The organism is Paraclostridium tenue (assembly GCF_039521565.1).
Classification (GTDB): domain Bacteria; phylum Bacillota; class Clostridia; order Peptostreptococcales; family Peptostreptococcaceae; genus Paraclostridium; species Paraclostridium tenue.
Map to the genome: position 1 here is coordinate 18441 of NZ_BAAACP010000001.1, position 12405 is coordinate 30845.

A 12405-nucleotide genomic window follows, 5' to 3' on the forward strand; every position below is an offset into this window, starting at 1 on the left:
ATTTACTAATGATTATAATAACAGGCCATGGAAACTTTGCTTCAGGATTAAAAAGTAGTTTAGATTTAATAGTTGGGAACTATGATTTTATAAAAGTGGTTGATTTTACAGAAAATAAAAATCCTGAAGAGTTAAAAAATGATATAAAATCTATAATAGACAAATGTAGTAATAATGAATTATATATATTTACAGATTTAGCAGGAGGTACTCCTTTTAAAGTTAGTAGTGAGTTAGCACTTAACAATAACATAAAAGTATTTTGCGGTACGAATTTGCCTATGCTTATTGAAGCAGGTATGATGGTATCTTTAGGGTGTGATATTGATGTTAACTTTATAAAAGAGACTGGTATAAATGCAATAAATCCACAAAAGAAAGTTGTAGAATTTAAAGATGAAGGAATATAATAAAGAGTAGCTTATGCTACTCTTTTTTTATATAATCATAAATAATAGAAATTTAATATTATATATTTAAAGAATTAAGTATTGAAAGTAGTTTTATTTGACGGGAGGTTTAAGTTAGTATATGAACATGCAAGTTGAAATACTAAAATTTATACAATCATTTAAAAATCCTATACTAAACATACTATTTTTGACTATAACTATTAGCACAGAAGTTCCAGTTGTACTAATAGTAGCATCTATTTTATATTGGTGTGTCAATAAAAAGTATGGGGAAAGATTATTATTTGCATTAATAGGAAATGTGGCTTTAAATACAGGCGTTAAAGAATTTTTTAAGGTTCAAAGACCTATTGGAGTAGATGGTATAGAGTCTATGAGGGTTTCAACAGCTACAGGATACTCATTTCCTAGTGGACATACTCAAATAGGAACTACATTTTGGGTTAGTATGATGAGTATTTTTAAAAATAAATATTTATACATATTTGGACCAATTATATTTTTAGTTATAGGTATATCTCGATTATATTTAGGTGTTCACTGGCCTATAGATGTTTTATTCGGATGGATATTTGGTATAATATTTACTCTTATTTGTAATTATATAATGTCAAAAGTTGAAAAAAATAAAAAGTATAGATATTTTAATCTTATAATAATACCTATGATATTATGGATGTTTATTGTAAACAGTACTAAATATGTTAAAATGTTAGGGTTATTAAGTGGATATATAATCGGATATATAATAGAAAAAGAATATATTAATTTTAATGTCAATGTAAATTTAAAATTAAAAATATTTAGATATATATTTGGATTAATAAGTTTAGGTGCAATTTATTTAATATTAAAATTAGTTATGCCATTAAATTGTATAGGTGGATTTTTAAGATATTTTTTATTGATGATATATGCAATGGATATAGCACCACTAATATTTGAGAAGATTTGGAAGGAATGATAAATTTGAAAAAAGTAGTTGTAATAGGTGGAGGAGCGGCTGGTATGGTTGCAGCATCAACTGCATCTAGTATGGGACATGATGTTACATTATTAGAAAAAAATGAAAGACTAGGTAGAAAATTACTTATAACAGGAAAAGGAAGATGTAATATAACTAATAATTGTGATATAGAGGAACTTATAGAAAATACTCCTACTAATGGGAAGTTTTTATATAGTGCATTTTATACTTTCACTAACGAACAGGTTATAGACATGTTTAATTCACTAGGAGTTAAAACAAAAACAGAAAGAGGAAAAAGAGTATTTCCAGAAAGCGATAAAGCTAAAGATGTTGTTGTAGCACTTGAAAAGCAAATGAAGCAAAATAAAGTAAATGTGGTGTTAAATGCTAATGTAAAAAAAATAGAACAAAAAAACGGTAAAATAGAAAGTGTTGTTCTAAGTAATAATAAAGTAATAAAGTGTGACAGTGTTATAATAGCAACTGGTGGAGTTAGTTATCCAAGGACTGGATCAACTGGTGATGGTTATAAGTTTGCTAAAAGCTTAGGACATACAATTATTAAGCCAAAGCCATCACTAATAGGGCTTGAAACTTTTGAAGATGTATATAGCTTAAACAAATTGTCACTTAGAAATATAGCCATAAAGGTGATAGACAAAAAAGGTAAAAGTATATATGAAGACTTTGGAGAAATGGAATTTAGTGACATTGGTATAGAGGGGCCTGTAATAAGGTCAGCAAGTTGTAGAATGAAATCTTTTGAAAATGAAACTTATAAAGTGCTAGTAGATTTAAAGCCAGCTTTAGATGAAGAAATGTTAGATAAAAGAATACAAAAAGATTTTAAAAAGTATACAAATAAAAAGTTTGAAAATAGTTTAGATGATTTATTACCTAAAAAATTAATACCTTATATAATAGATTTAAGTGGAATTGATAAAGATTTAGTAGTGCATCAAATTTCAAGAAAGCAAAGAAAGGATTTAGTAAATTTACTTAAAAATTTAGAATTTAATATAAGAAATTATAAGCCGATAGATGAAGCAATAATAACATCTGGTGGAATAAAAACTAGTGAGATAAATTCATCCACAATGGAGTCGAAATTAATAGAAGGATTGTTTTTTGCAGGAGAAGTAATAGATGTAGATGCATATACTGGAGGATTTAATCTTCAGATAGCATTTTCAACTGGATATTTAGCAGGTATAAGTTGTTAATTAGTCTTATAAAGTTTAGAGTTTTAAATTTTAAATCTTTTTATAAAATTTTTATAAATTTAAGTATATAAAAAGTACAATTTGGCATAATAAGAACATGAACAACAGCAAAGGAAAAATGGAGTAAAAGTTGTTCAAGGTAAATTTAAGACTCCATAAACCACTACAAAAACTAATAAAGTGAGGTAATCAACATGACAAACAATAACAACCAAAATTCAATATCAGTACCAGAAGCTAAAGCAGCATTAAAACAAATGAAATTAGAAATAGCTAATGAGTTAGGAATGTCAAACTATGACACTGCTGATAAAGGAAATATGACAGCAAGACAAAATGGATATGTTGGTGGATACATGACTAAAAAATTAGTTGAAATGGCTGAAAAACAAATGAGTGGTCAACAACAATAGTTGGTAGAAAAGGAAGGTTTTAAACCTTCCTTTTTTATTATTATTGAGTAAAAAAAATTAAGATGGACAAAATATAAGAGATAATACATATATAGGAGGTAAATTAAAATGGCTGTAAACTTTGAAGAAATAAAAACTAAATTTATAAATGCAGATTTAGATGGGAAAATAAATATATACACTACAACTGAAGGTCTTACTGTTGAGCAGTTTAAAGAATTACTTAAGTATTATCCTATACAACATTTATCAAAATTAGAAAAAGCATTAGGTTAATAAAAAGCACTAAGGTATATATTTAACCTTAGTGCTTTTTATTTTTTTTTATATAATTATAAATTCTTTCATTTCCTAAATCAATTTCTCCAGTAGATATATATTTTAATAAATTAGTGACATCACTAGAACTTAAATACTGAGGAGGTATAGTAAGTTCATGACCTGTTTCAATTAATAATTTTTTTAATTGAATTTGTTGAGTTATAGAAGATTTTACATTATTTTTTTTAAAATTGCTTATGTTTTCATTTTGGTTTTTTATTAATGTTTCTATATATTTTATGTATGAATTTTTAAAATCTAATTCGTCTATTATATTTTTATCAAGTATACTATTTATATCTTCATTTGATAATATATTTTCAGCAAATTTATCTGCGGTTATCTTACCAGTAACAATTCCTTTCTGATATTTTCTCAACACTTTTTTAGTGTATCCATAAATTTTACTTCTGGTTTCTAAATCTAATTGCTCTATAAGCATTTAATCACTCCTTGGTTTATGGTTATATATATAAGATTATTAACAAGTATAAAAAATATTATAATTGTAAACATTACAAATATATTTAAAATGGAGGTAATTTAAGTGATAAATGGAATAATTAAGCTTTTTTATTCAGAAGTAGTTAAGTCAAAGATGAAAAATATGCCTAGTAAGGATTATTGCTTTAGAAAAGAATTTGAAGACATAAGCAACATTGCAATGAAGATAGATAATTTTTTTATTATAGCGTTTAAAGTTATAATAATGACATCAATAATTTTAATATCATTAAGTATTAACTTAATGTTTGGATTGGGAAGTATATTAATTTTGATAGTTTATAGTATATATAAAATTTATATAGAAAAACAGATAAAAGATCAAGTTAAAGAAGGGTTTGGATATATAAAAAATAATATAGAACAAGGAAGTCAAAATTTAGTTACAGATAATATAAAACAAAAAATTAATGTATTAATAACATTACTGTTAATAGGTATATTTTCAAATTTTAACTATATAATAATAGGTTGCTTTATATTAGTTTTTATGTTTACTATAAAAGATATATATAGTAATATTAATAAATAGACTTAATATAAAGAGGGGAGATGAAATACCTATATGAGATACTATAATGAAAATGAAAGACTTAAATGCGTTGTAGAAATATCTACTTTAGTAACTGAGTCTAACAACTTCTTTGAGATAAAAGACAAAATTATAGAAAAAATGTTAGATGTAGTTCATCCAGCAAAAGCATGTGTAAACTTATTTTATAAAAATAATTATGAGCATGCTTATTTAGTATGTTCACAAACTTTAGATCATATATCAAAAGTTTTTCCTATTGATAAGCCTATAGGGGTAAAAATAGACTTTAATGAATATCCAAAATATATACACGAAGCAGTAAGGGAACAAAAGGTTGTATATATAGAAAATGTATTTACTGATGAAAGGGCTCTTGATGAAAGAGATTTAGCAATAAAAGAAGGTTATATAGGAAGAATAGTGTTTCCCCTTATAGTAAATGAAAAAGTAACAGGATTTATGACTTGCTTTTTAACAGAAAAAGACAAGATAAGTGATGATGATATGAATTTTATTTCATCAGTAGCATCGCTTATAAGTTTATCTATTGAAGTAACTAGTAAAAATAATGATATCCAAACGCTAATAAATAAATTAAGAGGCGCTATATCATCTATAAATGAAGCTACTAAAAAGCTTTATTTAAACAAAGATATAAATAGTTTCTTAAATCATTTAAGCAAGCAAGCTTGTAATATAACTAACAGTAGAGAATCTATTATTATTACAAATAACAATAAAAAGAAAAATAAGGTATTTAGTTTTTATAGTTTAGATGAAGATGAAGCTATAGATGTATACTCAATTTTAAATAAAGTAATAGATGATAAAACGATAGGTGCATATTCTAATGAAGTAAAAAGTGATGAATATTCAGGAATGGTAAATTCATATATATATCATAAATTAATGAATAAAAATAAGGTTATTGGATATATAGCTTGTACTAATAGTAAAAACTATACAAAAGATGATTTAAATATATTAAGTATACTTGCCAAGCAAGTATCAGTAGCAATGCAGTTATATGAATATAGTAAAAGTGAAGTAAAACATCATGTTCTAGAAAATGAACTTAAAGTTTTAAATCAACAACAAAAACTTATAATGAATAAAGGAAATAAGGAATTAGGAAATAATAGAGAGTTATTTTATTTTCACAAACCTGCTAAAGTTGTAGGAGGAGATTTCTATCATACTATAAAAAAAGATGAAAATACAATTGTAGCAATTTTAGCAGATGTAATGGGACATGGTATAGTATCAAACTATATGGTAGCTATGATAAAAGGTGCATTTAAAGTTTTAGCTAAACAATATGATAAACCAAGTGAAATAATGGAAAATTTAAACCAATTTTTATTTGATGAATTTGATAAAATGGGAGTTTTTGCAACTTGTATAATCGGAATTATAAAAAATGATGAACATAAAATGCTTTTATCTAATGCAGGTCATTATTATCCAATTGCAGTTGATAAAGATAATAATGCGAGTTTTATAAAATGTAATAAAGGAATACCTATTGGTATATTAGATGAAGTATCTTATTTAGATAAAGAAATAGATATATCTAAATATAAATCAATTTCTTTATATACTGATGGTGTATTAGAAATAAAAGATAGTAATAAAGAAGAGTTTGGAGTAGAAAGACTTAAAGAATTTTTAGAAGAGAATAGTCAATTAGATAAAACAAATATGATTACTAATTTAAAATCTAAGTTATGGCATTTCTCTAAGAAAAGTAATTTTGAAGATGATATATTAATTATAACTCTTAGGGAAAAATAAGGAGATTAATATGAATAAAATTAATCCTGAAATCTTAATAATAAATGGAAGTCCAAGGAAAAATAAAAACTGTGTTAGTATAATAAACAATATAATTGATAAATTAAAGAACAACGATATAACTTATAAAGTTTTTGACATATATAATATGAACATAGAGTACTGTACCGCTTGTGGTTTTTGTGAAAAAACAGGATATTGTAAATTTAAAGATGATATGAGTCCAATGTATGACCTATTTGATAAAGCCATTGGAACTATAGTTGTAAGTCCAGTTCATTTTGATTGCATTTCAGCAAAGGTTAAAACTGTTGTTGATAGAACTCAAGCGATATATGCAAGTAAATATATACTTAAAAAACCTTCTATAGATAGAAATAAAAAGCGTGTAGGTATGTATATTGCAGTTGGAGGAAGTGAACCGTATAAGTCACAATTTAAAGGTGGACAAATAGTAATGGACTTTTTCTTTAAAAGCATAAACACTAAGCTATTATATAATTGTTATATAGATAGTAGTGACAAGTTATGCTTTAATAAAAATGATTGTGCAAAAAATAAGATAAATAAATATATAAATCTTTACGTAGAAAGTATAAAAGAGCTTGGGTAAAAACAAGCTCTTTTTGTAACATAAAATATACTGGAAAGGAGTATAAATTATGCTTAGATATATAACTAGCGGAGAATCTCATGGTAAGTGCTTAACTTCTATATTAGAAGGAATTCCATCTAATGTATTAATAGATATAGATGAAATAAATCTAGAAATGAAAAAGCGTCAATCAGGATACGGACGTGGTGGACGTATGAAAATAGAAAGTGATAAAGTAGAAATACTAAGTGGAATAAGGGGAAAAGTTACTATAGGAAGTCCAATAGCGATACAAATAATGAATAAGGATTATGAAAATTGGACTAAGTATATGAATCCAGTTGATGATATAGATAGAGAAACTAAAAAAGTTAATAATGTAAGACCTGGACATGCTGATTTAGTAGGTACATTAAAATATGATTTTGATGATGCACGAAATGTTTTGGAAAGGTCTAGTGCGAGGGAAACAGCAAGTAGAGTAGCAGTTGGAGCATTGTGCAAACAAGTACTTAAACAATTTAATATAGAATTTGCATCACATATAGTAAAAATAGGTAATGCCAAAATAGACAAGATATATGACTTTAATTACATAAAAGATAATGTTGATTTAAGTGAAGTAAGATGTGTAGACAAGAATATAGAAAAGCTTATGATTAAAGAAATAGATTTTGCAAAAGAAAATAAAGATACTTTAGGTGGAATTATAGAAATTAGAGTTAAAAATGTTCCTCCTGGACTTGGATCATACATTCATTATGACAAAAAGATTGATGCACATATAGCTATGAATATTATGAGTATACAAGCTGTAAAAGGTGTAGAGATAGGCATTGGGTTTGAAGTTGCAAGTAATAAAGGCTCTGATGTTATGGATGAAATATTTTACAATAAAGAAAAAGGAATATATAGAGAAACTAATAGATTAGGGGGTATAGAAGGTGGAATGACCACTGGAGATGAAATATTAATAAGATGTGCCATGAAACCTATACCAACATTATATAAACCACTAAATTCAATAAATATAAATACACTTGAAAATTATAAAGCAACAGTTGAAAGGTCAGATACTTGTGCTGTGCCAGCATGTAGCATTGTATGTGAAAATGTAGTAGCATTTGTAATATTACAATTTTTCCTAGAAAAATTCGGTAAAGATAATATAGAAGATATAAAGAAAAGTTATACTTCATATATGAATAGGTTAGGTGATAGAGGATGGAGAAGTCTATAATAATTGATTACAATTACAATAATTTTAAATTAGAGAATAAATACGATAAAGTATTAATAATAACTGATAAAAATGTACATGAATATCAATTTTCTAATTTTATAAAAAATATAAATCACAGTTTTATAGAAGTATTTATAGTGGAAAGCGGAGAAGAATCTAAGTCATTATCTGTATATGAAAAAATAATGAAATTTTGTATAAAAACAAATATAACAAGAAAATCATTGGTAATTGCATTAGGTGGTGGAGTTATAGGAGATTTAGCTGGATTTGTTGCGTCTACATACATGAGAGGAATAGATTTAGTTCAAGTACCAACAACGCTACTAGCTCAAGTTGACTCGTCAGTAGGTGGTAAAACTGGTATAAACATAGGAAATATAAAAAATATAATAGGAACCTTTTATCAACCTAAATTTACATATATAAATGTAAATTCTCTTAAATCTCTAAATGATAAAGAATATTTAGGTGGATTAGGAGAGGTTTTAAAATATGCATTTATATATGATTATGACTTTCTTAAATATATAAAAAATAATTCGGAAAGTATTTTAAATAAAGATGAGGAAGTTTTATTTAATATTATAAAAAAATGTACGGACATAAAATGGGAAGTAGTAAGTAAAGATGAAAAAGAAAGTGGACTTAGAAAAATTTTAAATTTAGGACATACATTTGGGCATGGAATAGAAAAGTTATGTAATTTAAGTCATGGATTTGCTGTTAATATAGGAACTAATATGGCTTTTAATATAGCTTTAGATAAAGGATTTATAGAAAATGATTATTATGAAGAGTTTGTTAGTACTTCAAAATTATTAAATTTACCTACTAAACTTGATAGTGCTGATATTTATGAAATATTAGAAATAATGAAAAGTGATAAAAAAAATAGCTTTGGAAACATCAATTTAGTTATTCCTGTAGGAAGAGGAAAAGTTAAGGTATTTGATGATATAAAAGATGATGAAATATTAGATGTAATAAAGAGGTGCATGAATGCTTAAAGGAAGTTTTGAATTAATAGGAGATAAATCTATATCACATAGGGCTATAATGTTTTCTTCAATAGCAAAGGGAACTACAAGAATAAGTAATTTCCTTATGGGACAAGATTGTTTAAGTACAGTTGATTGTTTTAGAAAAATGGGAGTAGATATATCTGTAGATAGTAAAGAGGTTTTAGTAAAGGGAGTTGGACTTAGAGGTCTTAAAAAACCTATAGACATTTTAGATGTAGGTAACTCAGGAACAACAATAAGGCTTATGATGGGTATACTTGCAGGAAATGATTTTAATTCTACTATAATAGGTGATGAATCAATAGGAAAAAGACCTATGAAGAGGGTTACAGATCCATTAAGATTAATGGGATGTAGTATAGAGGGTAAAGATGATGCAAATTATATACCTATAAAAATACATGGTGGTAATTTAAATGGAATTAATTATAATATGCCAGTCGCATCTGCTCAAGTAAAATCATCTATAATATTAGCATCTTTATATGCAAATGAAGCTAGTACTATAATTGAAAAGTCAAAAAGTAGAAATCATACTGAGATAATGCTAAATTCTTTTGGAGCAAATATAAAAACTGATGGACTAAAAATAGATGTAAGTCCTATTGATGAGCTTTATTCAGTAGGAAAGATAAATGTAGCAGGAGATATTTCTTCAGCTGCATTTATTATAGTTGCTGCAAGTATAGTTAAAGGTTCAGAAGTTATAATTAAAAATGTAGGATTAAATGAAACAAGAACTGGTATATTAGATGTATTAAAATCAATGAATGGAAACTTTGAAATTGTAGATAAGAGATTAGTTGGAGGCGAAATAGTAGGGGATTTAATAATTAGGTATAGTGATAATTTAACAGCAACTACTATAGATTCAGATTTAATACCAAGATTGATAGATGAAATACCTGTAATAGCAGTTTTAGCAACTCAAGCAGAAGGAACAACTATAATAAAAGATGCAAAAGAATTAAAAGTCAAAGAAAGTAATAGAATAAAAGTTGTTGTAGATAATCTTAAAAATATGGGAGTTGATATTGAAGAGTTAGAAGATGGTATGGTAATAAATGGAAAAAGTGAATTGAAAGGAGCCGAAATAAAAACATTTAATGACCATAGAATAGCTATGGCATTTTCTGTCGCATCATTGATATCTAAAGGAAAAACATATATAGATAATACAACTTGTATCGACATATCTTTTCCTGGTTATTTTAATTTATTAAGTACATTATTAAAGTAAATTAGAATAAAATTTGATTTTATTAGGAATATTATGTATAATTGTATTGCAATATTTTAAAAAATTTAGGAGGACTTTGAAAATGAAATTACCAATAGCACTATCAAATAGACACGTTCATTTAAGTCAAGCTGACATAGATGTATTATTTGGAGCAGGTCATCAATTAGTAGAATTAAAGCCATTAAGTCAACCAGGACAATATGCTTGTGAAGAGAAAGTTGATTTAGTAGGACCTAAAGGAACTATAAAAGGAGTTAGAGTTTTAGGACCAGCTAGACCTAGTACACAAGTTGAAATATCTTTATCAGATGGATTTGCTTTAGGAGTAAAAGCTCCAATAAAGGAATCTGGAGATATAGAAGGAACTCCAGGAGTAAAATTAGTTGGACCAGCAGGAGAAGTTGAATTAACAGAAGGTGTTATAGTTGCTTCAAGACATATACACATGAGCCTTGATGATGCAGCTAAATTTGGAGTACAAGATAAGCAAATGGTAAAAGTTAGAACTTTTGGACCAAGAGCTGTAGTATTTGAAAATGTATTAGTAAGAGCTAATGCTAACTTTGCATTAGAAATGCACGTAGACGTTGAAGAAGGAAACGCAGCAGCTGTTAAAAACGGAGAAATGGTAGAATTAATAGCTGAATAATATAAATAAAAAAGTATGTGATTTTTCACATACTTTTTTTATTTATAAAATTAGTTATTTATTAGCTTTATAATAAGTATTTAAAAATCTAAATTGTTGTTTTTAAGATAATCAATCCCAAAGCTATACATAGATTCTAATATAGGTATTAGCTTTTCACCAGTTTTGGTTAAACCATATTCTACTTTTGGAGGTACAACAGGATATACCTTTCTATATACAATATTATGAGTCTCAAGGTTTCTTAATTGCTGTGTTAACATTTTCTGTGTAACATCAGGAAGCTTTCTTCTTAAATCACTAAATCTAAGTGGATTAGCAGATAAATACCAAAGAATCAATATCTTCCATTTCCCTGAAATTATTTTATGTACTAAATTTATAGGACATGTTTCATACTTACTACAACGCTCATTCATATGGCACTGAGAATGATCTTGAACTTCTAGTTGAATTTTCATTATAACCACCTTAAATCTATAATAGTATACTTTTAGATACTATAAAACGAAAAAGTACCTACTTGTTATAAATTTTTATAACTGATACTATTATACCATTAAATGAATGAGCTATCTATTAAATAGACCCTTTAAAAAGTTAAATAAAAATATATTTATTTATAAATTATTATTATAATAATGTATATACAAAAACGTATTCACATTTGATATAATTAAATAGCATTATAAAAAAAAGGAGAAAGATTTATGAATAATATAGCAAAAATGATTGATCACACAATTTTAAAAGCTTTTGCAACTAAAGAAGATGTAAAAGTACTATGTAAGGAAGCAAAAGAGTATAACTTCTTTTCAGTATGCATAAACCCAGCAAATATAGAACTTGCAAAAAAAGAATTAGAAGGTTCAGATGTTAAGGTATGTACTGTTATAGGATTCCCTTTAGGGGCTAATACATCAGAAGTTAAGGCTTTTGAAACAAAAGATGCTATAAAAAAGGGTGCAGATGAAGTAGATATGGTTATAAACATAGGAGCTCTAAAAGATAAAGATTATGACTATGTTTTAAATGATATCAAAGCAGTTGTAGATGCAGCTGATAAGAAAGCGTTAGTAAAGGTAATAATAGAAACTTGTTACTTAACTGATGAAGAAAAGAAAATAGCTTGTGAATTATCAGTTAAAGCTGGAGCTGACTTTGTAAAAACATCAACAGGATTTGGAACAGGTGGATCAACTCCTGAAGATATAAAACTTATGAGAGAAGTTGTAGGACCTAATATAGGAGTAAAAGCTTCAGGAGGAGTTAGAAATCAAGAAGATGCTAAAGCTGTTATAAAAGCTGGATGCTCAAGAATTGGAGCTAGTGCTTCTGTTGCAATTGCTAAAGGTGAAGACTCTCAAACAAGTGGATATTAAAAAATTTGTTAAAAAATGTTTTAAGTATACAAAAGTGGGTATACATATAAAGTAAGTATACGATGATATTGAATTTTTAGGTATACAAAAAACAA

General features: G+C 26.4%; 15 protein-coding genes. 13 read left to right on the top strand and 2 right to left on the bottom strand.

Going from position 1 to position 12405, the window contains the following annotated elements; all coding sequences use genetic code 11:
• Positions 1–8 precede the first annotated feature (8 nt).
• The 5 genes from ABFX13_RS00095 to ABFX13_RS00115 all read left to right on the top strand — a co-directional run bounded on the left by ABFX13_RS00095 (position 9) and on the right by ABFX13_RS00115 (position 3295).
• On the top strand, positions 9–410 hold the full coding sequence (locus ABFX13_RS00095; RefSeq protein ID WP_187527058.1) for a PTS sugar transporter subunit IIA: 402 nt from the start codon (positions 9–11) through the stop codon (positions 408–410).
• 121 nt (positions 411–531) lie between these two features.
• Entirely contained in the window at positions 532–1377 is an 846-nt protein-coding gene (locus tag ABFX13_RS00100; RefSeq protein ID WP_346040894.1) for a phosphatase PAP2 family protein, read from the top strand.
• Positions 1378–1382: 5 nt separating this feature from the next.
• Positions 1383–2606 carry a BaiN/RdsA family NAD(P)/FAD-dependent oxidoreductase gene (locus tag ABFX13_RS00105; RefSeq protein WP_346040896.1) on the top strand — a complete coding sequence of 408 codons (1224 nt, stop codon included), beginning with the start codon at positions 1383–1385 and terminating at the stop codon, positions 2604–2606.
• Positions 2607–2800: 194 nt separating this feature from the next.
• Positions 2801–3019, top strand: coding sequence for an alpha/beta-type small acid-soluble spore protein (locus tag ABFX13_RS00110; protein ID WP_021123091.1), 219 nt, complete (start codon positions 2801–2803; stop codon positions 3017–3019).
• 108 nt (positions 3020–3127) lie between these two features.
• Entirely contained in the window at positions 3128–3295 is a 168-nt protein-coding gene (locus ABFX13_RS00115) for a hypothetical protein (RefSeq protein ID WP_147543113.1), read from the top strand.
• Between the two features lie 28 nt (positions 3296–3323).
• On the opposite strand, the gene ABFX13_RS00120 is transcribed toward ABFX13_RS00115, so the two are convergent.
• Positions 3324–3782, bottom strand: a complete 459-nt coding sequence (locus ABFX13_RS00120) for a hypothetical protein (protein WP_346040898.1) — start codon at positions 3780–3782, stop codon at positions 3324–3326.
• 105 nt (positions 3783–3887) lie between these two features.
• Between ABFX13_RS00120 and ABFX13_RS00125 the strand changes: the two genes are divergently transcribed.
• The 7 genes from ABFX13_RS00125 (at position 3888) to pduL (ending at position 10928) form a co-directional block, all read left to right on the top strand.
• Positions 3888–4376, top strand: coding sequence for a hypothetical protein (locus ABFX13_RS00125; protein ID WP_346040900.1), 489 nt, complete (start codon positions 3888–3890; stop codon positions 4374–4376).
• Between the two features lie 33 nt (positions 4377–4409).
• Complete coding sequence (locus ABFX13_RS00130; RefSeq protein WP_346040902.1) at positions 4410–6173, top strand: SpoIIE family protein phosphatase; 1764 nt, start codon at positions 4410–4412, stop codon at positions 6171–6173.
• Between the two features lie 10 nt (positions 6174–6183).
• Positions 6184–6786 (top strand): flavodoxin family protein, encoded by a 603-nt coding sequence (locus ABFX13_RS00135; RefSeq protein WP_346040904.1) that lies wholly within the window; start codon positions 6184–6186, stop codon positions 6784–6786.
• 49 nt (positions 6787–6835) lie between these two features.
• Positions 6836–8008 carry a chorismate synthase gene (gene aroC / locus ABFX13_RS00140; RefSeq protein WP_346040906.1) on the top strand — a complete coding sequence of 391 codons (1173 nt, stop codon included), beginning with the start codon at positions 6836–6838 and terminating at the stop codon, positions 8006–8008.
• Complete coding sequence (gene aroB, locus ABFX13_RS00145; protein ID WP_346040908.1) at positions 7993–9021, top strand: 3-dehydroquinate synthase; 1029 nt, start codon at positions 7993–7995, stop codon at positions 9019–9021. Before aroC ends, aroB begins: the two co-directional genes overlap by 16 nt.
• Positions 9014–10276, top strand: coding sequence for a 3-phosphoshikimate 1-carboxyvinyltransferase (gene aroA, locus ABFX13_RS00150; protein WP_346040910.1), 1263 nt, complete (start codon positions 9014–9016; stop codon positions 10274–10276). Before aroB ends, aroA begins: the two co-directional genes overlap by 8 nt.
• Positions 10277–10358: 82 nt before the next feature.
• Complete coding sequence (pduL, locus tag ABFX13_RS00155) at positions 10359–10928, top strand: phosphate propanoyltransferase (protein WP_346040912.1); 570 nt, start codon at positions 10359–10361, stop codon at positions 10926–10928.
• Between the two features lie 80 nt (positions 10929–11008).
• On the opposite strand, the gene ABFX13_RS00160 is transcribed toward pduL, so the two are convergent.
• Positions 11009–11389: a winged helix-turn-helix transcriptional regulator gene (locus ABFX13_RS00160; RefSeq protein ID WP_428833813.1), complete on the bottom strand. Its 381-nt coding sequence runs from the start codon at positions 11387–11389 to the stop codon at positions 11009–11011.
• Between the two features lie 249 nt (positions 11390–11638).
• Between ABFX13_RS00160 and deoC the strand changes: the two genes are divergently transcribed.
• Positions 11639–12310 (top strand): deoxyribose-phosphate aldolase, encoded by a 672-nt coding sequence (gene deoC / locus ABFX13_RS00165; RefSeq protein ID WP_346040913.1) that lies wholly within the window; start codon positions 11639–11641, stop codon positions 12308–12310.
• The last annotated feature ends 95 nt before the right edge of the window (positions 12311–12405 follow it).